At 64.9% G+C, this 20,592-nt stretch carries 16 protein-coding genes, 1 other RNA gene and 1 pseudogene; 6 read left to right on the plus strand and 12 right to left on the minus strand.

Features of this window, described 5'->3' with window-relative positions; translation table 11 throughout:
* Positions 1-75: 75 nt before the first annotated feature.
* Together NVV93_RS01210 and ilvA are read right to left on the minus strand one after the other, a co-directional pair.
* Positions 76-528 (minus strand): DUF2269 family protein, encoded by a 453-nt coding sequence (locus NVV93_RS01210; protein ID WP_258252647.1) that lies wholly within the window; start codon positions 526-528, stop codon positions 76-78.
* A 43-nt stretch (positions 529-571) separates the two neighbouring features.
* A complete protein-coding gene (gene ilvA / locus NVV93_RS01215; RefSeq protein ID WP_258252648.1) occupies positions 572-2,086 on the minus strand; it encodes a threonine ammonia-lyase, biosynthetic in 1,515 nt (504 codons plus the stop codon).
* Between the two features lie 134 nt (positions 2,087-2,220).
* On the opposite strand from ilvA, the gene rpiA reads away from it, so the two are divergent.
* On the plus strand, positions 2,221-2,892 hold the full coding sequence (rpiA, locus tag NVV93_RS01220; RefSeq protein ID WP_258252649.1) for a ribose-5-phosphate isomerase RpiA: 672 nt from the start codon (positions 2,221-2,223) through the stop codon (positions 2,890-2,892).
* Between the two features lie 99 nt (positions 2,893-2,991).
* A complete protein-coding gene (locus NVV93_RS01225; protein WP_258252650.1) occupies positions 2,992-3,324 on the plus strand; it encodes a YegP family protein in 333 nt (110 codons plus the stop codon).
* Here NVV93_RS01225 and NVV93_RS01230 read toward each other — a convergent pair whose 3' ends face one another.
* The 5 genes from NVV93_RS01230 to NVV93_RS01250 all read right to left on the minus strand — a co-directional run bounded on the left by NVV93_RS01230 (position 3,325) and on the right by NVV93_RS01250 (position 8,094).
* Positions 3,325-4,242: an SdiA-regulated domain-containing protein gene (locus NVV93_RS01230; protein WP_258252651.1), complete on the minus strand. Its 918-nt coding sequence runs from the start codon at positions 4,240-4,242 to the stop codon at positions 3,325-3,327.
* A 165-nt stretch (positions 4,243-4,407) separates the two neighbouring features.
* A complete protein-coding gene (locus NVV93_RS01235) occupies positions 4,408-4,764 on the minus strand; it encodes a NirD/YgiW/YdeI family stress tolerance protein (RefSeq protein ID WP_258252652.1) in 357 nt (118 codons plus the stop codon).
* A gap of 87 nt (positions 4,765-4,851) precedes the next feature.
* Positions 4,852-5,787 carry an SdiA-regulated domain-containing protein gene (locus NVV93_RS01240; protein WP_258252653.1) on the minus strand — a complete coding sequence of 312 codons (936 nt, stop codon included), beginning with the start codon at positions 5,785-5,787 and terminating at the stop codon, positions 4,852-4,854.
* Positions 5,788-5,953: 166 nt separating this feature from the next.
* Positions 5,954-6,619: a fumarylacetoacetate hydrolase family protein gene (locus NVV93_RS01245; RefSeq protein ID WP_258252654.1), complete on the minus strand. Its 666-nt coding sequence runs from the start codon at positions 6,617-6,619 to the stop codon at positions 5,954-5,956.
* Positions 6,620-6,702: 83 nt separating this feature from the next.
* Positions 6,703-8,094: an FAD-binding oxidoreductase gene (locus NVV93_RS01250; protein ID WP_375162945.1), complete on the minus strand. Its 1,392-nt coding sequence runs from the start codon at positions 8,092-8,094 to the stop codon at positions 6,703-6,705.
* Positions 8,095-8,274: 180 nt separating this feature from the next.
* On the opposite strand from NVV93_RS01250, the gene serA reads away from it, so the two are divergent.
* Positions 8,275-9,507 (plus strand): phosphoglycerate dehydrogenase, encoded by a 1,233-nt coding sequence (serA, locus tag NVV93_RS01255; protein WP_258252655.1) that lies wholly within the window; start codon positions 8,275-8,277, stop codon positions 9,505-9,507.
* Between the two features lie 61 nt (positions 9,508-9,568).
* Positions 9,569-9,643, plus strand: a non-coding RNA gene (locus tag NVV93_RS01260) — sX9 sRNA.
* Between the two features lie 99 nt (positions 9,644-9,742).
* Here NVV93_RS01260 and NVV93_RS01265 read toward each other — a convergent pair.
* Together NVV93_RS01265 and NVV93_RS01270 are read right to left on the minus strand one after the other, a co-directional pair.
* Positions 9,743-10,178, minus strand: a pseudogene (locus NVV93_RS01265) (DUF4399 domain-containing protein).
* An 80-nt stretch (positions 10,179-10,258) separates the two neighbouring features.
* Entirely contained in the window at positions 10,259-10,756 is a 498-nt protein-coding gene (locus NVV93_RS01270) for a DUF523 domain-containing protein (protein ID WP_258252656.1), read from the minus strand.
* 237 nt (positions 10,757-10,993) lie between these two features.
* Between NVV93_RS01270 and NVV93_RS01275 the strand changes: the two genes are divergently transcribed.
* The gene (locus tag NVV93_RS01275; RefSeq protein ID WP_258252657.1) at positions 10,994-11,554 is read left to right on the plus strand and encodes a DUF6160 family protein; all 561 of its coding nucleotides are present in this window, start codon (positions 10,994-10,996) and stop codon (positions 11,552-11,554) included.
* A 12-nt stretch (positions 11,555-11,566) separates the two neighbouring features.
* On the opposite strand, the gene NVV93_RS01280 is transcribed toward NVV93_RS01275, so the two are convergent.
* Entirely contained in the window at positions 11,567-12,199 is a 633-nt protein-coding gene (locus NVV93_RS01280) for a 2OG-Fe(II) oxygenase (protein WP_258252658.1), read from the minus strand.
* A gap of 86 nt (positions 12,200-12,285) precedes the next feature.
* On the opposite strand from NVV93_RS01280, the gene NVV93_RS01285 reads away from it, so the two are divergent.
* On the plus strand, positions 12,286-13,053 hold the full coding sequence (locus NVV93_RS01285) for a DUF2059 domain-containing protein (protein ID WP_258252659.1): 768 nt from the start codon (positions 12,286-12,288) through the stop codon (positions 13,051-13,053).
* Positions 13,054-13,272: 219 nt separating this feature from the next.
* Here NVV93_RS01285 and NVV93_RS01290 read toward each other — a convergent pair whose 3' ends face one another.
* Together NVV93_RS01290 and NVV93_RS01295 are read right to left on the minus strand one after the other, a co-directional pair.
* The gene (locus NVV93_RS01290; protein ID WP_258252660.1) at positions 13,273-14,925 is read right to left on the minus strand and encodes a ShlB/FhaC/HecB family hemolysin secretion/activation protein; all 1,653 of its coding nucleotides are present in this window, start codon (positions 14,923-14,925) and stop codon (positions 13,273-13,275) included.
* Between the two features lie 2 nt (positions 14,926-14,927).
* Complete coding sequence (locus NVV93_RS01295; RefSeq protein ID WP_258252661.1) at positions 14,928-20,570, minus strand: YDG domain-containing protein; 5,643 nt, start codon at positions 20,568-20,570, stop codon at positions 14,928-14,930.
* Positions 20,571-20,592: the final 22 nt, after the last annotated feature.

A 20,592-nucleotide genomic window follows, 5' to 3' on the forward strand; every position in this document is an offset into this window, starting at 1 on the left:
GTGGGTTACGCCGCTACGCGGCTAACCCACCCTACAAAAGCGCTGCGCAACACTTAATCGGCACATGGACGCCGGTTATGCCGGTTTGACGATCACCAGCACCAGCAGCGTGGCGAACAGCAGCACGGTCAGCGCGGTCATGATCTGCGTACCGCGCAGCAGGCCGGCACCACCGGCTAATCCTGCATCGCCTTGTACCGCTTCGCGCAATCGCTGTAGCCGTCCGGCCAGCAGCAGCCAGGCGATAAATGCCGGGATGTATAGCAACGCACCGCCCAGCAACCATAGTTGCGCCAGCGGCCAGGGGCCCAGACGGGCCAGCCACCAACTGGCGACCGGCAGGCTGAGAATGCTCAGCACGGCCAGCGTCCAACCCGCCCAGCCAATGTGCCGTACGCTCTGTGCGGCGCGCGCGTGGTCGCCGCTGCGCCAGGTGCGCCAGCCATACCCGGCGAGCCCGAGAGCGACGACCAGCAACAGGGCGGTCCCGGCGATTTGCACAATTTCCAGGGTTTGCACGGTAGGCATACTTGCGGTTCCTTGATCTCAACCTTTCCAGCCTAGCCCAGGGCTAGCCAAGAAACAGCTGGTAGGCGGGGTTGTCGCTTTCGTCCCAGTACGGATAGCCAATTTCTTCCAGCGCCTCCGGCACCAGATGGCGCTCCGCCACCGGCACTTGCAGACCGGCCACCACCCGCCCGTCGGCGGCGCCATGATTGCGGTAATGGAACATCGAGATATTCCAGCGCCCGCCGAGTTTCTGCAGGAAGTTGAATAGCGCGCCAGGTCGTTCGGGGAACTCGAAGCGGTACACCACCTCGTCGCTGACCCGCGCGGTATGGCCGCCGACCATGTGCCGGATGTGCAGCTTGGCCAGTTCGTTGTCGGTTAGATCGAGCACCGGAAAGCCTTGCTCGCGCAGGTTGGCGACCAGCGCCGCGCGCGGGTCGCTGTCCGGATGGGTCTGCACGCCGACGAAGATGTGCGCCTCTTTATCCGTGTGGTAGCGGTAGTTGAACTCGGTGATCTGCCGCTTGCCGATCGCCTCGCAGAAGGCCTTGAAGCTGCCCGGTCGCTCGGGAATGGTCACGGCGATGATCGCTTCGCGCTTCTCGCCCAACTCGGCGCGCTCGGCGACATGGCGCAGGCGGTCGAAGTTGATGTTGGCGCCGGAATCGATGGCCACCAGCACTTGCTCGCTGGCGCCTTCGCGCTCGACGTACTTCTTGATCCCGGCCACCGCCAGAGCGCCGGCCGGCTCGGTGATCGAGCGGGTGTCGTCGTAGATGTCCTTGATCGCCGCGCAGATTTCGTCGCTGCTGACGGTGATCACTTCGTCGACATAGTCCTTGCAGATGTCGAAGGTGTGCTGGCCGATCTGTGCCACCGCCACGCCGTCGGCGAACAGCCCGACCTGCGGCAACACCACGCGCTCGCCGGCAGCCATCGCGGCCTGCAGGCAGTTGGAATCGTCCGGTTCGACGCCGATGACCTTGATCTCCGGGCGCAGGTACTTGATGTACGCGGCGATGCCGGCGATCAACCCGCCGCCACCGACCGGAACGAAGATCGCATTCAGCTGGCCGGGGTGCTGCCAGAGGATTTCCATGGCCACCGTGCCCTGGCCGGCGATCACGTCCGGATCGTCGTACGGGTGGATATAGGCGTAACCCTTTTCCTCGACCAGTTTCAGCGAATAGGCCAGCGCCTCGGGAAAGGCATCGCCATGCAGCACGACCTTACCGCCCCGCGCTCGCACGCCTTGCACCTTGAGCTCCGGGGTGGTGCGCGGCATGACGATGGTGGCCTTGACCCCGAGGTGCTTGGCCGCCAGCGCCAGGCCCTGGGCATGGTTGCCGGCCGAGGCGGTGACCACGCCACGCGCATGTTCCTCGGGGCTCAGCTGCGCCAGCTTGTTATAGGCGCCGCGAATCTTGAACGAGTACACCGGCTGCAGATCTTCGCGCTTGAGCAGAATCTGGTTGTTGAGCCGCTCGGACAACTGGCGGGCGGGCTGCAGCGGGGTTTCCACCGCGACGTCGTAGACGCGCGAGGTGAGGATCTTCTTGATGTACTGTTCGAGCATGGCGGCATCGCTGGCGGGAAATTCAGGTAGCCGGCAGTCTACCGCAACGAAATCAACCGTTGGTTGGCAATCCAACATCCGCCGCAAGCGCGCCGCTATAATTCGCTTCTTCTGTTTTCTACCCGGATTCCGCCATGACCCAGGATCAGCTCAAGCAGGCCGTCGCCCAGGCCGCCGTCGACTTCATTCTTCCGCAGCTCGACAGCAAGAGCGTGGTCGGGGTCGGCACCGGCTCGACCGCCAACTGCTTTATCGACGCGCTGGCCCAGCACAGGATGGCCTTCGATGGCGCCGTGGCGAGTTCCGAAGCCACCGCCGCGCGCCTCAAAGGCTACGGCATTCCGGTGTATGAGCTGAATACGGTCAGCGACCTGGAGTTCTATGTCGATGGCGCCGACGAGAGCGACGAGCACCTGAACCTGATCAAGGGCGGCGGTGCCGCGCTGACCCGCGAGAAAATCGTCGCCGCGGTGGCCAAGACTTTCATCTGCATCGCCGACGCCAGCAAGCTGGTGCCGGTACTCGGCGCTTTCCCGCTGCCGGTCGAAGTGATTCCCATGGCGCGCAGCCACGTCGCCCGCCAGCTGGTCAAACTGGGCGGCGACCCGGTGTACCGCGAGGGTGTGCTGACCGACAACGGCAATGTGATTCTCGATGTGCACAACCTGAGCATCGTCAATCCGCCGGAGCTCGAAGCGCAGATCAACGCCATCGTCGGGGTGGTCACCAACGGCCTGTTCGCCGCGCGCCCGGCCGACCTGTTGCTGCTCGGCACCAGCGAGGGTGTGAAGGCCCTGCGCCGCTGATCGGCTGCCGGCCCGCGTCCGGTGGAGTCGTCTAGCGTTACTGGGGATGGCGCCAGCTCAGCCCGAGGTGCGCCAGCCCATTACGCCAGGAGACCCCCGATGGCCGGAAAATTCCATCTGAAAAAGGCCAAAGATGGCCAGTTCCACTTCAACCTGCTCGCCGGCAACGGTGAGATCGTCCTCACCAGCGAGCTGTACAAGGCCAAGGACTCGGCGCTGAACGGCATCGAGTCGGTGCGCAAAAACGTCGCGCGCGACGGCGCCTTCGAAGCCAGGGACGGTAGCGGCGGCAAACCCTACTTCGTGCTCAAGGCCACCAACGGCCAGGTGATCGGCCAGAGCCAGATGTATGCCAGCGCCACCAGTCGTGACGCCGGCATCCAGTCGGTGACCAGCAATGCGCCGGGCGCCGTGCTGGTCGACGAGAGCTGATCAGTCGGCCTGTTTACGGAACACGTAGAACAGGTTCGGCTCGCTAATCAGATACAACGTGCCCGCCTCGTCGGTGGCGATGCCCTCGGCCTGCGGCACGTTATGTTTCAGGCCGTGCTGGCCGCCACGCAGTGACAGACTGCTGATCGGCCGGCCATCGGCGTCCAACTCCAACACCAACCGCGACTCATCGGACAGCGCCAACAGGTGGCCGGTAGGTGCGTCGTAGTCGAGGCTCGACAGGTCGCGGACGAACAGTCCGGCATCGCGCTTGGGGTCATCGACCACATGCACGGCGAAGGGAATATCCGGATTGCGCTGCGGGAAACCCTGTATTTCATAGATGCGCACCGGGTCGCGCTCCTTGGCGACAAACAGCCGCTTGCCGCCCGCGTCGTAGGCCAGTCCCTCGAACCCCTTGTTACCGTTCAGGCCGATGCCCAGGGTCAACTGTTCGGCGTTGGCCGCATCCAACAGCTGCTCGCCGTCAGCGACGCGCACTTTGATCAAGCGCTGCTCACGCTCGTCGGTGATCACATACACCCCGGGGCTGATGTATTCGATGGCTTCCGGATCGCCGAAGCCTTGCAGCGGAATGCGGCGTAGAACCCGTCCGTCGAGGGACAGCTCGATCAGCTGGGAGCGCTTGTTGGTCACGGTAAACAGGGTCTTGCGCTGCGGGTCGTAGGTCAGTGCAGAAAGATCTTCGAGGCCTTCGAGCGGCAGCGCTTCGACGGCCACCCGATAGTCCGGCAACCAGATCGACTTACCGCGCCAGCGCTCCTCATGACGGCCTTCCTGCGCGGTAAACCAAGCGCGCTCGAACAGCCGAAAGTGCTGGCCGACCAGCGCCGCCAACAACAGCGCCGCCAGTGCCAGCAAAACCGGCAGGCGTTTCCAGGTGAACAATCGAAGCATCGCGTGCGCTCGGCAGGAGAACTGGACTGCACTATGCCGACGATCAAGCCTGCCTGAATAGCCCGGCTAGCAGCGCAACATGCGTCCATGCGGAGGAACGACCACGCCGACCGCAACGATCGACGTGGACTCGAGGTTAACTTCGGGGGGTTATTTCAGGGGGGATTACTTCACCAGCTCGAGGATATCGACGTCGACTTCACGTCCAGTCAGCTCGCGTTCGACTTCGCCGGTCAGCTTGACCTTGGCGGACTCGGAAATGGATTGCGCCGGCCACTCGTCGTCATCGATCTCGACCTGAATGGTGCCGGTGGCATCCTTAAATTCGTACTTGTCGCCTTTCAGGCGCTTGACGATCTGGCCGGTGAGCGCCACTGGCGTGTCATCTGCGGCGTCCAGGGCACCCGCGACGGTGGTCACTTGCGGCGTGGCGCCAGGGCCGGTGTAACCGCCGCCGGTGGCAGCCATGGCACTGGCCGAGAACAGTGGGACGAACAGCAGAGCGAGGAGGTGACGTTGCATAAGGTTGACTCCGTAGCAGTGGTTGATGGCGTCAGCATAGTCAATCCAGCTGAATTGAGGCTTAACGCGGCTTGAGCCGAGCTGAACTCAGTCCGCTTCGGCGACCGGCTCGGCATCTGTCACAGTCTTGCGAAACACATAGAACAGGTTGGGTTCGCTGACCATATAGATGGTCCCGGTCTCGTCGATGGCCACCCCTTCGGCGCGTGGAATGCGTCGGTCGAGGCCGTTGAGCCCGCCGATCAGGCTGATGAAACTGACCGGTTCGCCGTGCTCGTCAATCTCCAGCAGCAGGTTGGATTGCGCCGACAGCACCAGGGTATGTCCGGTGCGCGGATCGACGCCCAGCGCCGAGAGGTTGTGTATGTACAGCTGGTCGCTGTGCAGCGGTTTCATGCTGCCGCCGAGCTGCGCGGTGCCATCGCTGCTCCAGCTGAACAGCTCCAGCGGCGAGCGCTCCTTGCCGAGCAGCAGGCGATGTTGCGCCGGGTCCCAGGCGATGCCCTCGAAGCCCTTGTTGCCGGAATCGGCAAAGCCCAGGTCGAATTCGGTGGTGTCCAGCGGGCTGAGTTCGACGGTCAGTGGTGTCAGCTTGAAGATCGACAAGGTGCGCCGACGCTCGTCGATAATCGCCATGTTGCCGTCGGCAAGCACTGCCACGCCCTCGGGATTGGAGAAACCGTTCAGGGCGATGCGCCGCAGCACATCGCCAGTCAGGCTCAGCTCGACCAGCAACGGCTTCTTGCCGGTCACCGTGAACAGGGTTCGGCTGACCGGGTTGTAGGCCAGATCGGAGGTTTCATCCTTTTCCAGTCCGGCCAGCGGCTTGGCCTGAATGACTGCGCGGTAGCCCGGCAACCAGATGCTCGCATCGCGCTCGGCCTGGCCGATGCCACGCTCATGGAGCCAGAACAAGGCACGATCATCCCAATGCCAGAATCGCGTCAGCACGACGAGGGTGGTCAGCGCCAGGATCAGCGCCAGCCAGCGCGGCCGAGGTAAGAAAGACATGGAGATGGACATCGAACTACCTGCGACTTGGGGGCGGTCAGACTAGCCGCCACGCATGACAGTTCCGTTGTTTCATCCATGAACAGAACGGTGCGTGCTGGATGTGCACCTCACTCGGGAGGCGCGCATCCCGGCGCACAAGATAGAGGGGCAATAATCAAAAAAACGTGAAGCGCCCTTATAGCACCCGGCCGGCGAAATGCGCATGGCCGAGCAGTTCGAGATGCAATTCATCGTTTTGTTGCAATGGGCCGACCCCGGCCGGAGTGCCGGTAGACACCACATCGCCCGGTTGCAGGCTGAAATGCCCGGCGATGTGCTGAATCAGCGGCACGATCGGGTTGAGCATGTCGCGGCTGTTGCCGTCCTGGCGCACTTCGCCATTGATGGTCAGGCGGATGCCTAGGTCAGCCGGGTCTTCCACGCTATCGCCGGGAACGAACGGGGCGAGGACAAAGGCGCCATCGAAGGCCTTGGCCAATTCCCATGGATAACCCTTTTCCTTGAGCTTGGCCTGCACGTCGCGCAGGGTCAGGTCGAGCGCCGGGGCGTAGCCGGAAATGGCGTCCAGGACTTCTTCGCGGCTCGGCTGGCGCGACAGCGGCTTGCCGATCAGCACGGCGATTTCCGCTTCGAAATGCACGGCGCCGCGGTCCAGCGGGATGATGAAGCCGCCATCCAGCGGCACCACGCAGCTGCCCGGCTTGATGAACAGCAGCGGCTCAGTCGGCACCGGGTTGTTCAGCTCTTTGGCGTGCTCGGCGTAATTACGCCCGACGCAGACCACCTTGCCCATCGGGAAATGGATGTGGGTACCGTCGCTGTACTGATGTTGGTAGCTCATGCCTGCTCCTCATCGGGCGGGGGCGACCCGCGTTGATATGACGGGTTACGCCCGCCCTACGGCTGAGTCGACTGTAGGAGCGGTCAGACCGGGAATATCTTGCCCGGGTTCATGATCCCGTTCGGATCGAAGGCCGCCTTGATCGCCTTCATGTAGGCGATTTCCGCCTCCGAGCGGCTGTAGGTCAGGTAATCGCGCTTGGTCATGCCCACGCCATGCTCGGCGGAGATCGAGCCGTTGTACTTCTGCACGGTCTCGAACACCCACTGGTTGACCGTCGCGCACTTGGCGAAGAACTCGTCCTTGCTCAGCGCGTCGGGCTTGAGGATGTTCAGGTGCAGGTTGCCGTCGCCGATGTGGCCGAACCAGATGATCTCGAAGTCCGGGTAGTGCTCGCCGACGATGCGGTCGATGTCATGGAGGAACGCCGGCACCTGGCTGACGGTGACCGAGATGTCGTTCTTGTACGGCGTCCAGTGCGAGATGGTCTCGGAAATGTATTCGCGCAACTTCCACAGGTTGGCCAGCTGCTGCTCGCTCTGACTCATCACCCCGTCGACCACCCAGCCCTGCTCGACGCAATGCTCGAAGGTCGCCAGCGCGGCGTTGGCCACTTCCTCGGTGCTCGCCTCGAATTCCAGCAGGGCATAGAACGGGCACTCGCTGTCGAACGGCGCCGGCACGTCGCCGCGGGCGAGGATCTTGGCCAGCGCCTTATCGGAGAAGAATTCGAAGGCGGTCAGGTCGAGCTTGTTCTGGAAGGCGTGCAGCACCGGCATGATCGAATCGAAATCAGGGGTGCCGAGGACCATCGCCGTGAGGTTCTGCGGTGCGCGGTCGAGGCGCATGGTCGCCTCGACGACGAAGCCGAGGGTGCCTTCGGCGCCGATGAACAGCTGGCGCAGGTCATAGCCGGTGGCGTTCTTGATCAGGTCCTTGTTCAGCTCGAGCAGGTCGCCCTTGCCGGTGACGACTTTCAGCCCGGCCACCCAGTTGCGGGTCATGCCGTAGCGAATCACCTTGATCCCGCCGGCATTGGTGCCGATGTTGCCACCCAGTTGGCTGGAGCCGCTGGACGCGAAGTCGACCGGGTAATACAGGCCCTGCTCTTCGGCGAAGGTCTGCAACTGCTTGGTGATCACCCCCGGCTGGCACACCGCGGTGCGATCGAACTCGTTGAAGGCGAGGATCTGATTCATGTAATCGAAGGCCACCACTACTTCGCCGTTGGCCGCGACAGCCGCGGCGGACAGCCCGGTACGCCCGCCGGAAGGCACCAGAGCGACCTTGCGTTCGTTGGCCCAGCGCACGATCGCCTGCACCTGCTCAGTGCTCTTGGGGAGGACAATGGCCAGCGGTGCCGGAGCGAAATGTTTGGTCCAGTCCTTGCCGTAGGCGGCCAGGGAATCAGCGTCGGTGAGGACTTTGCCGGGCTCAACCAGGGTCTTCAGCTCTTCGATCAGGGCATGGGTCATCAGCGGAACTCTCAAACGATTCATGGTCACCCTGAGCACGCTTCATCAGCCAGGGGTGGGTCTTTCGCGGGGGCCGTATGCTAGCATAGCGCCCCCGTTGACTGTGCCCCGAGCCGACTTTCGGGACCGGCCCAAGTGCCGCACGCCCTGACATTTTTACCGCGAATCACAGGTACGCAGATGAGCAGCAAGACCTCTCTCGACAAGAGCAAGATCAAGTTCCTTCTCCTCGAAGGTGTGCACCAGAACGCGGTGGATACGCTGAAAGCCGCCGGCTACAGCAACATCGAGTACCTGAAAGGCGCGCTGTCCGACAACGAGCTGAAGGAAAAGATCGCCGACGCGCATTTCATCGGCATCCGCTCGCGCACTCAGTTGACCGCCGAGGTCCTGGACTGCGCCAAGAAGCTGGTCGCGGTCGGTTGCTTCTGCATCGGCACCAACCAGGTCGACCTCAACGCCGCCCGCGAACGCGGCATCGCGGTGTTCAACGCGCCGTTCTCCAACACCCGTTCGGTCGCCGAGCTGGTGCTGGCGCAGGCCATCCTGCTGCTGCGTGGCATCCCCGAGAAGAACGCCTCGTGCCACCGCGGCGGCTGGATCAAGTCGGCGGCCAACTCCTTCGAGATCCGCGGCAAGAAGCTCGGTATCGTCGGCTACGGCTCGATCGGCACCCAGCTGTCGGTGCTCGCCGAAGCGCTGGGCATGCAGGTGTACTTCTACGACGTGGTGACCAAGCTGCCGCTGGGCAACGCCACCCAGGTCGGCAACCTGCACGAACTGCTGGGCATGGCCGATATCGTCTCGCTGCACGTGCCGGAGCTGCCGTCCACCCAGTGGATGATCGGCGAGAAAGAAATCCGCGCCATGAAGAAGGGCGGCATCCTGATCAACGCCGCACGTGGCACCGTGGTCGAACTGGATCACCTGGCCAACGCGATCAAGGATGAGCACCTGATCGGCGCGGCAATCGACGTGTTCCCGGTCGAGCCGAAGTCCAACGACGAAGAGTTCGAGAGCCCGCTGCGTGGCCTGGACCGGGTGATCCTCACCCCGCACATCGGTGGTTCGACTGCCGAAGCGCAGGCCAACATCGGTCTGGAAGTGGCCGAGAAGCTGGTCAAGTACAGCGACAACGGTACCTCGGTATCGTCGGTCAACTTCCCTGAAGTGGCCCTGCCGGCGCACTCGGGCAAGCACCGCCTGCTGCACATCCACGAGAACATCCCGGGTGTGATGAGCGAGATCAACAAGGTGTTCGCCGAGAACGGCATCAACATCTCCGGCCAGTACCTGCAGACCAACGACAAGGTCGGCTACGTGGTCATTGACGTCGACGCCGAGTACTCCGACCTGGCCCTGGAGAAGATTCAGCACGTCACCGGCACCATCCGCAGCCGCGTACTGTTCTGAAAACAGCCCGCAAAGCTGCTGTGTGCCTGTGATCTCGGCACGGGCGGTGCTCGGAATCCTCATGTACTCCAGTACATTGCGGTTCCTGCGCTCCGGCCGCACCGAGCTGACAGCCGCTCGCGACGCTTTGAGAACTGTTTTGCTGGATATGAAAAAGGGAGGCTTCGGCCTCCCTTTTTCATGCCTGGCTGATGCCGAGGCGACTACTTCACGGTGGCCGTCATCACGGTGGCCGTCATTTCACTGTGACGGTAATTTTCTTCGAGATCACCGGCGGATCGAGCGGCACGTGATTCTTGTCGCCGACCAACAGCTGCAACGTGTGTTTGCCCGGCGCCAGGGTCAGCTCGGTTTCGGTCTGCCCCTTGCCGAAATGGCGGACGTTCTCGGTGGCCGGCAGCGGCATGTTTAGCGCTGGCATGTCCTGCACATCGATCAACAGATGATGGTGGCCGGTGGCCGGTGGCCGGAGCGTCAATGCCGGCCGGTGCGACGCCCATGCCCTTGAGGCCGAATTTGACGGTAAAGGTCTTGTCCACCGTGGCCCCGTCAGCCGGTTCGATGAAGTACACCTCAGCCCCCTGCGGCGCTGCCGTGAGCGGCATTGCTGCGTGGGCGAGGCCACCGGAGAAGGCGACGGCGAGAGCGAAAATCGGCAGTAGACGTGGCATGGCGCTGTTCCTTGCTGGATTGGATGAGCACAGACCAACCCCCGCAAGGCGCGGTTCCCTAGCAAAGCAACCGCTCTGTTTCAGATAGTTTCAGCATCCAGTGCAGCCAGCGCCCGGGCTGCGTCCGGCAATTGTTCTTCGCTGAACACCTGCACCCCGGCCCGCCGCAACAGCGCGGCGGTAACGCCTTCGCCTGCGACCTTGCGGCCCGTGAAACTGCCGTCGTAATTCTCCCGATTGCCACAGGACGGGCTGCGCGCCTTGAGCACCGCCAGGCCAATGCCGTGTTCGCGGACCAGAGCCAGCGCCTGCTGCGCACCATCGAGGAACTCCGCCGTGACATCGTCGCCGCTAATGGTCAGCACCCGCTGGCGACCCTCGAGCACCTCGCCACCCTGGCCGCCGGCGATTTCCGCCGGCGCGCGCGGGGTCGGCAAACCGCCGGCCACTTCCGGGCACAGCGGCACCACTCGGCCCTCGGCCTGCCAGCGCGCGAGCAAGTCGAACGGCCCGTGGCAGCCGCCGTCATAGCGCACCAGATGGCCAAGCAAACAACGGCTGACGAGGATTTTCTGCATTGGGTATCCCTCCTGACGACGCGTGATGGTCAGTCACTGCGCGTAACAACTGCCTAATTCAAGCCTATCGACGGCCAACCGAAGGTGCGGGAAAACGGAGCAAAGCGCCGGCCCGAGGCGCCCGCAGCCATCGCGCAGCCTATCCTTCGGCGGGAACTGCCGGGCACCGCTCGCCAGCCTGGACGGCGCGGGCCAGACTGCGGCGCACCCCGCGAACTGCGCGAAGGAAACGCCGCCATGTCCTCAAGCACAACCCGTCACCTACTGCTGGCGCTCGTCAGCTTCGCCACGCTATCCGCCGGCAGCAGCCAGGCCGCCCTGCGCGATCTCGACAATCACACCTTGAGCACCATCACCGGTCAGGCCGGCATCACCCTGCGCATCGACCTGCAGGCCAATATCGGCCAGGTGGCCTGGAATGACGACGGTGGCAGTGTCTCGTTGCGCAACGTCAAGGTCGACAACGGCTGCGTCAATCCCGGCGACTGCCCGAACGGCGCCGGTGGCAGCTTCGCCTACGGGCCCGCGCAATTGGGCCTCAGCGTACCGCTGCTGGGCATCAACGTGCCGACCTTGCAGGTCGATGTAATCTCCGGCAACAACGGCCAGCAGCAGATCCAGCTGACCCTGCCCGATCTGACCGGCATCAATCAGCAGTTGATTGCCAACGACTTCCCCGCTCAGCGTATTCGCGTGCGTGTGGAAGGCGACCTGTATATCGGCGACAGCAGCATCGGCAAGCTGGCGGTGCGCGACATCACCGACCTGCGCGGTACGTTTCGCGTCTGGGGTCACTAAGGTCTGCGATCATCACAGCAACCCGTCGCCACGTCGGCGAAACCAGCCGGCCAGCGACAGCCGTTCGCGGTTGCTGGTCAGCACCTCATGGGGCAAGTCGGCGGACATGAACACCACCAGGCTGCCACCCAGCGGGGCGATATCCTCGGTCCGTTCACCGTTCGCCGCCGGCAGATGCAAGCGCAATGCGCCGCCATGCGCTGCCTGCCAATCATCATTCAGATAGGTCAGCACCGAGACCACGCGCCGGTCGTCGTCGCGGAAACGGTCGACGTGGCGCTGGTAAAACGTCCCGGGCGGATAACAGGCGAAGTGGCTCTCGTAATCCGCCAGGCCCAGGTAGAGCGCCTGGTTGAGCGCCTCGCGCAAGTCCTCCATCAGCCGTAGATAGCGATCGCAGGCCGCCGACTGGCCGGCTTCCAGCCACTGGATGCGATCACCGCGCACCCCTTCGCGGACCTGTTGGCCGGCGCCGCGCCCGATCCGCGCCGGGGCCAGCTCGCCTTGCCGGGCACGCTCACGGCACTCATCGGCCAAGGCTCGGGTCAGATCATCTGGCAGGAAGCGGCTCTGCCGGGCCCAACCATGCTCGGCCAGGTCATCGACAATTGGTTGAAACAGCGAGGGAGCAGTTTGGCTTAACATGCGGGCAATTCTACAGCGCCGCGCGCACGCCTCGACAAGCCGTGGTATCGCCACCGAAAATGCCCCTCGTCCGACAGGAGTCCCGAATGCGCGCCCTTTTTGCTTGTGTGTTGTTGCTGCTCAGCCTGCCCAGCCGGGCTGACGATCATTCCCAGCTCTATCAGGTGGCGGGTTGGGCCGAACAGCGTGCGCATTTCAGCGCCGCGTTGCAGGCCGCCCAGCAGCAATATCGCAGCACCCTGCCGCCGGCGGTGTATCAGGCGCTGGTGGCCAACAGCAATCAGCGCTTCGCCGCGCAGGCGATGGACCAGCGCGCGCAGGCGGCGTTGCGTCAGCAACTCGCCGATCCGCAGCCGGCGCTGCAATTCTTCCAGTCGCCGCTGGGCCGCAAGATCACCGCTGCCGAGGTCAAGGCCACCAGTCGCGAGGAATTGCAAAAGAACGCCAACGGTTTGCCGCGCATCCAGGCCGACGCCACCCGGCGCCTGCTGATTCGTCATCTGGCCCAGGTGTTGCCAGCCAAGGAAGCCGGTGCCGAAGTCAGCCTGGCGCTTGCCGGGGTGGCCGCCGACAGCCTCAGCCAGATGATTCCCGGCCTGCTCGGCGGCGATCAGGCGCAAGGCATGCTGAATAGCCAGCGGGAGCGGCTGATGCAGCAAATCGATGGCGATATCGACAACACCCTGCTGTACGTCTACCGCGACTTGTCCGACCCGGAGCTCGAGGAATTCGCCAGCTTCGCCGAATCCGCGGGTGGTAAAGCCTATTACCAGGCCGCCGTGGGTGCCGTACGCGCCGGCTTGGCCGTCGGCCAGAGCAACGCCAACCTGGCGCCGGCGCAGCCGGGCATTTGAGTCGCCACACATGCGCTCAGTAGGAGCGGATTCATCCGCGAATCGAAGCGCCGGGGCATGGGGCGGCGGATTGTTCGCTGCGCTCCTGAATCCGCCCTACGCCTGCTTCATGGTCGTTAGCTTCGTAAATGTAGGGCGGGTGAAACCCGCGAGCGGCGAACCTTGGCGGGTTTCACCCGCCCTACAGGTCTGAATCCGCCCTACGCCCGCTATACGGCGCTAGAAGTACCGCACCACCTGGGCCCAGACCCTTGGGCTGCGGTCGTTATCGCTCTGGGGCTCGGCGTTGCCGAGCTTCCAGGCGGCGACGGTGTTGAGGCGCCAGCCGTGGTCGGCCCAGGTGGCGCCCAGGCCGGCAGCGGAGAGGCTGCGGTGGTTTTCGTCGTCGCTCCAGGTGTCCTTGTGCAGACGCACCTGCCCATGGTCGGCGAAGGTGGACAGCTGCCAGGCCGGTGTCAGGGCGTAGCGCAGCTCGACATTGGCCTGCCAGCCCTGGTCGCCGGAGGCCTCGCCTTGCGGGTAGGCGCGCACGCCATAGGCGCCGCCGAGGCTGATCTGCTCCGAGCTGTCGAGATTGCCGTCGCTCCACTGGCCCTGCACCTGGGTGTAGAGGCTGAAGCGCTCGCTCAGGTGTTGCAGGCGCACCAGGCTGGGATTGAGCTTGTGAAAGTTCCCCTGGGTGCCGGCCGTGAGATCGTCGACCAACTGGTTGAGCGGGCCGTCGATGTTCAGGCTGCCCTGGCTCCAGGCCAGGGCGAAGCTGTTCACGCCGCCGCCCAGCAGGTCGTCGCGGCTGTTGCCGCTGAGGCTGGCGATCACCACGCGCGCGCGCTTGTCGCTCTTGCTGGCGAAGAAGTCGATGTCGTCCTTGAGGCGCTTGTCGTCGAACTGCAGCTGCGCATACAGGGAGAAGTCGCGGCTGCGCAGCAGTGGCTGGACCGCATAGGCGCTGCTGATGCGCGCGTTGCCGTGGGCCTTGAGGTCTTCGAAGTCGCGGGTCAGCTCGTAATCCATGTCCGAGTAGGCCACGCCGAGCTGGGTGGCCCACGGGCCGAGCGGCAGCTGATAGGCAGCGCGGTAGTAGTGCTGCTCCTCATCCGAGCCCATGGCCCGCAACGACACCTGATCGCCCAGGCCCAGCGGGCTGTTGAGGTTCAGGCTGCCGCCCAGGCGGTACTCGCCGGTGAAGCGGTTACCGTAGTTGTCCAGGTCGACCGAGCCGGAAACCGGCGGGCCGGGCTGCACATCGACCAGCAGGTCGGTGGCGCCCATCGAGGCGCCGGGTTTGAGGGTGGATTTGACCGCCACTCCCGGGGTGTCCTGGAGCAGCAACAAGCTGCGCTCCAGCGGCGCGGCGCGCACCGCATCGCCGCTCTGCAGGGCCTCCAGCGGTGCCAGGGCGGCGCCCCTGAGACCGGCCTGGTTGTCCACCTGCACCGCGCCATAGCGGCCTTCGAGCACGGCGATCTGCACCACGCCGCCCTCGATCTCCTGGGCCGGCAAATAGGCGCGTGCCAGCGGGTAGCCGCGTTCGCGGTACAGGCGGGTGATGCGGTTGGCGCCGGCCTGCAACTCACCGAGCGAGACCGTGCGGCCTTGTAGATCGGCCAGCAGCGCCAGCAGCTCCGGCTCGGCAATCGCCGTGTTGCCGGTGAGGCGCAGCTTGGTCACCTGCAGGCTCGGGCCGCCGGCCTTGACCTCGCTGGAGGGCGCGTCGGGCAGGTTCAGCTCCAGCGACTGCTTGGGCGGCAGTTGCAGCGGGGCCTGCTCGATCTCGCGGATCGACTGGCCGGCGTCGGGCGCCACCTGTGCCACGGCGGCGAGGCTGACGCTGCTCAGGGCCAGGCCCAGCAGGGAAAGGGTAAAACGCATGATCAGATTCCTTCCGGCAGGCGGATGCCTTTGGCGATGATGGTGGTCCCTGGGAGCGCGGCGAATGCCGGCGCTGACATACTCGCGGCCGGTCCGGCTGGCGGCCTGAAGATAAGGCCGGGGGCGTGGATGATCACGGTCGCTTTCGGGATCTGCGGGCCGCCACTGAAGCCGAACTGGCCTGTCGGGAAGCTGAGTGAATCACCGCCATTGGTCAGGTAGATCGTGCCGGCGATGACCTGAACGTGGGGCCCGGCGGGAGGCGTGGGCGCGACGTCGTTGATGGTCAGCGCGCCATCGACGAAGGTCAGCGCGTAGTTGCCGTCCACGCCGCTGGCGCTATGGGCATAAGTGCCGGCCGTGGTGCCGCTGCCGCCGGTGGTGCGGACGCCGCTGAGTACGCTGGCCTGCTCGCCATTGACCAGGCCGCTGGCGGTGAAGCCGGCGACGCTCTGCTGCAGGCCGTTGTGGGAACGGGTGGCGCTGTTGGCGGTGACGGTGGCGGCGGCCTTGGTGATGGTCAGCGCGCCGTCGACGAAGGTCAGCACGTAGTTACCGTCCGCGCCGCTGGTAATCAGGTTGTAGGTGCCGGCATTGGCGCCGCTGCCACCGCTGGTGGTGACGCCGCTGAGTACGCTGGCCTGTTCGCCGTTGACCAGGCCGCTGGCGGTGAAGCCGGCGACGCTTTGCTGCAGGCCGTTGTAGGTGTGGGTTGCACTGTTGGCGGTGACGGTGGCGGCGGCTTTGTCGATGGTCAGCGCGCCGTCGTCGAAGGTCAGCAGGTAGTTACCATCCGCGCCGCTGGCGATCAGGCGGTAGGTGCCGGCGTTGGTGCCGCTGCCGCCGGCGGTGCTGACGCCGGTGAGTACGCTGGCCTGCTCGCCATTGAGCAGGCCGCTGGCGGTGAAGCCGGCCACGTTCTGCTGCAGGCCGTTGTAGGTGCGGCTTGCGTTGTTGGCGGTGATGGTGGCGGCGGCTTTGTTGATGCTGGCGGTCGCGGTGGCGTTGGGACTCAGCAGGTAGTTGCCGGCATCAGCGCCCGCCAGCACACCGCTGACCGTGACGGTCTTGCCGGTGCCGGCGTTTTTATCGGTAAAGCTGCCGGAGGTGCTCAGGCTCAGGTTATCGCCCGCAATGACCCCGACCAAGCTGCCGGAGGTGGCGGCGGCCGTGGTGCCGTCGTAGGTCTTGTTGTCTGCGACGATGGTGCCGGTGATGGCTTTCGGGGTGATGTTGGCGGTCGTGGTTGTGTTGATGTTGGGGCTCAGCAGGTAATTGCCGGCATCCGCGCCCGCCAGTACAGCGCTGACCGTGACGGTCTTGCCGGTGCCGGCGTTTTTATCGGTAAAGCTGCCGGTGGTGCTCAGGCTCAGGCTATCGGCAGCAAAGACCCCGCCGAAGCTGCCGTAGGTGGTGGCGGCCGTGGTGCCATCGTAAGTCTTGTTGGCGGCGACGATGGTGCCGGTGATGGCTTTCGGGGTGATGCTGGCGGTCAGACCGGTCGGGTTGCTGATCGTGTAGTTGCTGGCCAGGCCGGTGCCGTCGGCCAGGGTGGCGCCGCTGGCGATCACGGCCTTGCCGGTGCCGGCGTTCTTGTTGTCAAACCTCAGCGTCAGGCCGGTCACGCCCAACATCTCACCACTGATCAGGCCGCTGAGTGCGCCGCCCGTCACGCTGGCCATGGTGTTGCCGTCGTAGACCTTGTCGAGGGCCGACATGCCGGTAATCGTCAGTGCCTTCGGTGTAATGGTGCCGGTGCCGGTCGCGGTGGTGCTGGCCAGCAGGTAGTTGCCCGCGTCCGCGCCGCTCAGGGTCAGGAAGGAGATGTTCACGAGCTTACCGGTGCCGGCGTTCTTGTTGCTGAACGAGGCGGTGGTGGCGCCAATCGCCAGGTTGTCGCCGCTGACCATGCCGTTGAAGGTGGCCGTGGCCGAGCCGAAGGTGACCGCGGTGCCGCCATCGTAGACCTTGCTGTCGGCCACCACATTGGTGACCGAGCTGATGGTGGCCTGGTTGATATTGGCCGTTACGCCGGTAGGGTTGCTGATCGTGTAGTTGCTGGCCAGGCCGCCATTGCCGCCATTGCCAAGGGTGGTGTTGACCGTGACCGTCTTGCCTGTGCCTGCGTTCTTGTCGGAGAACATGGCGCTGCTGACTGAGGTCAGCGTTTCGCCGCCGACCATGCCGGTCAGGGAGCCGCCGCTGATGCTGGCTCCCTTGCTGCCGTCATAGACTTTGTTGTTCACCGTCAAGTTGTTCCAGCTCAGGGCCTTGGGGGTGATGGTCAGGCTGCCGCCGCCGGTATAGCTGATGTCATAGCCCTGTTGGCCGGAATACAGGCCACCCAGGCTCAACCCGCCATTGGCGGTGCTGTAGGTGCCGGCGTTGGCGGAAGTGCTGGCGTAGCGGGCAGGGCCGTTGAGTAGCGCGCCGGCCAGGCTGGGGGTATAGGTGAAAGTGCCGCTGGCGATGCTGCCGTCGTAGGTCTTGCTGGTGATGCTCGCGGGGTTGGCGCTCACGGTCACGGCCTTCAAAAAGCTGCGCAGCAGAGGTGCGCTGTAGCCCTCGTAGATCCGCCAGACTGATGCGCTACCGCCCTCGGTGGCGATGTCCCAGCCGCTAAAGCTGGCCGCGCTCTTCATCTGGGCGGATGTGAGTGCGGTTGCCCCTGAGGGGGTGGCTTGATTGCCCGTGGCATGGGCCTGCCCGGTGCTCTGTGTATCCCAAAAGCTTGCGCTGATCGTGCCGGTGTTGCGCCCGACCAGGCCGCCGACGTAGATGGCGCCGGTCACCGGTCTGATCATGCCGGTGGCGTAGGCGTTGCTGATCGTGCCGGCGAAGTTGTACCCGACCAGACCGCCGACGTTGCTGCTGCCGGTCACCGTGCCGGTGGCGTAGGCGTTGCTGATCGTGCCGGAGGCGATGTACCCGACCAGGCCGCCGACGTAGTCGCCGCTGCCGCTCACCGCGCTGGTGGCGTAGGCGTTGCTGATCTCGCCGTCGTTGTACCCGACCAGTCCGCCGACGCTGTCTCTGCCCTCCACCGTGCCGCCCAGCAGGCCGATATTGCGCAGCGTGCCGGTGCTGCGGGTGCTGCCGAACAGGCCGACGTAATCCTGCAAAGGCCGGGCGATGGTCAGCCCCGAGATCGCGTGGCCCAGGCCATCGAAGGTGCCGCTGTATAGGTTGGAGTTATTGCCAATGGGGCTGAAGCCCAGGCTGCTCCACATGCCGCTGGCATTGCTGCCGGCGGTGGCGCTGGCGTCGATATCGTTTGCCAGTGTGTAGTCGGCGCTGAGGTCATAGGCCATCAGCTGCAATTGGTGGGCGTTGCGGACGGTGGTGCTGTATTCGCTGAACAGGAAGGGCCGGGTTTGCCCTTCGATCATGATCCATTGCTTGTCTGTCCCTACACTGGCCACCCAGATGCCCGAGCCGCTGGCGGTTTCGGCCCAGGTGCCGAGGTTGGCGTAGCTGGCATGGTTGTAACGGTTAGCGGCGGTGAGCTCAGTCACACCTGGGTGGAGTAGCTGGTTGCCCACGGCCTGAGCCTGGCCAGTGCTGTCCTGATCCCAGTAGCTGTTGCTGATGCTGCCGGCGACGTTGTACCCGACCAAGCCGCCGACGCCGCTACTGCCGGTCACCGTGCCGGTGGCGTAGGCGTTGCGTATCGTGCCGTAGTTTTCCCCGACCAGGCCGCCGGCGTAGTAGCCGCTGCCAGTCACCGTGCCGGTGGTGTAGGCGTTGCTGAGAGTGTCGTTGTTGGTCCCGACCAGGCCGCCGACGTAGTTGCGGCCAGTCACCGTGCCGGTGACGTAGACGCTGCTGAGAGTGCCGTCGTTTTTCCCGACCAGGCCGCCGACGTAGTCGTTGCCGTTCACCGTGCCGGTGACGTAGGCGTTGCTGATGGTGCCGGAGTAGTGCCAGCCAACCAGCCCACCGACGTATTGGCCGCCGCTGATCGAACCACCGCTCAGGCCAAGGTCGCGCATCTCACCAGCGAGCACGCCCATCAGGCCTACGTAATTCCACTGGGGCCGGTTGATGCTCAGTCCGTCGATGCTATGGCCGAGGCCGGCCAGCCTGAAGCCGACGGTAGCGGCGGCGCCGTTATCACTTACGCCCAGCGGCTTGAAGCCGGCGCCGGCGTTCCAGGTGGCGGTGGCGCTGGCGTCGATATCCTCGGCCAGGGCGTAGCTGCCGCCGAGGTTGTTGTCGATGGCCTGCAACTGGTCGACATCGTGGATCAGCGTATAGCCCTGGCCATTGATGCTCAGGCTGGCATTGGCGCCGGAGAGGGTGACCGGCGCCCCGATGCGGTAGTCGCCGCCATGCTTGAACACCAGGCCGGCGCTGTTACCCGTCGCGCTGATCGGCGCCTTGATATTGATGTTGCGTTCGGCGCTCAGGGTCAGGCGGTTGTCGCTGCTCCAGCTGATCGCGTCGTTGACGTGGATGTCGCCATTGCCGCCGGTCGTGCCCATGGTGGCGGTCTGGATCTCGAAGTGGTTGCTCTGCACCGCCAGCGACACCGCCGCGCCGCTCATGTCGCCACCGCTGGCGGCGATGGTGAAGTCGTTGGGGTCGATCAGCCAGGTGCCGGTGCTGCCGTTTTCCGCCTGGGTGGTGACCTTCGCCGTGTCGGCGATCTTGACGTGGGCGCCGCTGGTTTCCACGAAGCCGCCGTTGCCGCCCTTGGGCGCGCTGGCATCCAGGGTGCCGGCCACCTGTACCGTGCCGCCGTCGAAGCCGCCGAGCAGGACGATCTTGCCGTCCTTCTCGCCCAGGGTCTGCGCCTCGATCACCCCGGTGTTGTTGACCACGGTTTTCAGCAGCGCCTCGCCGGCGTGGGCGGTGAGCAGCACCTGGCCGCCGTCGGCCTTGATCAGCTGGCGGTTTTCCACCAGGGCGTCGACCACGGCTTCATCCACCTGCACGTTGAGCAGGCCGTCGCCGGCGAAGTCCAGGGTGACTTTGTTGCCCGCCGCCAGGGCCACGCTGCCCTGGTTGGCGACGATCACCCCCTGGTTGCTGACGGTGCCGCCGAGCAGCGCCACGGCGCCGCCGTTAGCGGCGCTGATGGAACCCTGGTTGACCACGGCCTGGTTGCTGCCGTCGCCCTTGAACTGGTAGTTGCCGGCGGCGAAATCCTCCACCGAGAGGTCCAGGGTCGAGGCCACCAGACCGCCGACATTGACCGCGGCGCCCTTGCCGAACAGCACGCCGTTGGGGTTGACGATAAACACCCGGCCGTTGGCATCGAGCTGGCCCATGATCTTCGAGCCGTCGGCGCCGAGCACCCGGTTGAGGGCCACCGCATCGGCACCCGGCTGGTTGAAGGTCACCTGGTGGCCGTCGGCGATATCGAAGCTCTGCCAGTTGATGGCCAGCTGGTTGCTGTTCTGGCCGATCACCAGCTGGTTGCCGGTGGCCGCGCCGATCTGGCCGCTGCCATGGACGATCTGCCCGCCGCTGGGCAGGTCGGCGGCCAGGCTGTGCAGCGGGGCGCCGAGCCCCAGGCCGGTCACCGTCAAGGCAGTGGCGATGCGCCGCGCGCCGCGCTTGCCCTGGCGGGCCGCGTGTTCGCTGGCCACCACCCAGGCGCCGAGGCTGTGATTCCAAACGGTGGAAAATACGCGGTTCATGGCGTCGTCCTTGATGTGCAGG

Origin of the sequence: Pseudomonas sp. LS44, from assembly GCF_024730785.1 — a bacterium.
Lineage (GTDB): Bacteria > Pseudomonadota > Gammaproteobacteria > Pseudomonadales > Pseudomonadaceae > Aquipseudomonas.

Bases quoted from the DNA above. Each gene is read 5' to 3' on its own strand.
- ilvA (WP_258252648.1), bottom strand. From the start codon at position 2,086: ATGCTCGAACAGTACATCAAGAAGATCCTCACCTCGCGCGTCTACGAC.
- NVV93_RS01275 (WP_258252657.1), top strand. From the start codon at position 10,994: ATGTCCTCAAGCACAACCCGTCACCTACTGCTGGCGCTCGTCAGCTTC.
- NVV93_RS01290 (WP_258252660.1), bottom strand. From the start codon at position 14,925: ATGCGTTTTACCCTTTCCCTGCTGGGCCTGGCCCTGAGCAGCGTCAGC.
- NVV93_RS01270 (WP_258252656.1), bottom strand. From the start codon at position 10,756: ATGCAGAAAATCCTCGTCAGCCGTTGTTTGCTTGGCCATCTGGTGCGC.
- NVV93_RS01285 (WP_258252659.1), top strand. From the start codon at position 12,286: ATGCGCGCCCTTTTTGCTTGTGTGTTGTTGCTGCTCAGCCTGCCCAGC.
- NVV93_RS01240 (WP_258252653.1), bottom strand. From the start codon at position 5,787: ATGTCCATCTCCATGTCTTTCTTACCTCGGCCGCGCTGGCTGGCGCTG.
- NVV93_RS01210 (WP_258252647.1), bottom strand. From the start codon at position 528: ATGCCTACCGTGCAAACCCTGGAAATTGTGCAAATCGCCGGGACCGCC.
- NVV93_RS01225 (WP_258252650.1), top strand. From the start codon at position 2,992: ATGGCCGGAAAATTCCATCTGAAAAAGGCCAAAGATGGCCAGTTCCAC.
- NVV93_RS01245 (WP_258252654.1), bottom strand. From the start codon at position 6,619: ATGAGCTACCAACATCAGTACAGCGACGGTACCCACATCCATTTCCCG.
- serA (WP_258252655.1), top strand. From the start codon at position 8,275: ATGAGCAGCAAGACCTCTCTCGACAAGAGCAAGATCAAGTTCCTTCTC.
- NVV93_RS01250 (WP_375162945.1), bottom strand. From the start codon at position 8,094: ATGACCCATGCCCTGATCGAAGAGCTGAAGACCCTGGTTGAGCCCGGC.
- NVV93_RS01230 (WP_258252651.1), bottom strand. From the start codon at position 4,242: ATGCTTCGATTGTTCACCTGGAAACGCCTGCCGGTTTTGCTGGCACTG.
- NVV93_RS01280 (WP_258252658.1), bottom strand. From the start codon at position 12,199: ATGTTAAGCCAAACTGCTCCCTCGCTGTTTCAACCAATTGTCGATGAC.
- rpiA (WP_258252649.1), top strand. From the start codon at position 2,221: ATGACCCAGGATCAGCTCAAGCAGGCCGTCGCCCAGGCCGCCGTCGAC.
- NVV93_RS01295 (WP_258252661.1), bottom strand. From the start codon at position 20,570: ATGAACCGCGTATTTTCCACCGTTTGGAATCACAGCCTCGGCGCCTGG.
- NVV93_RS01235 (WP_258252652.1), bottom strand. From the start codon at position 4,764: ATGCAACGTCACCTCCTCGCTCTGCTGTTCGTCCCACTGTTCTCGGCC.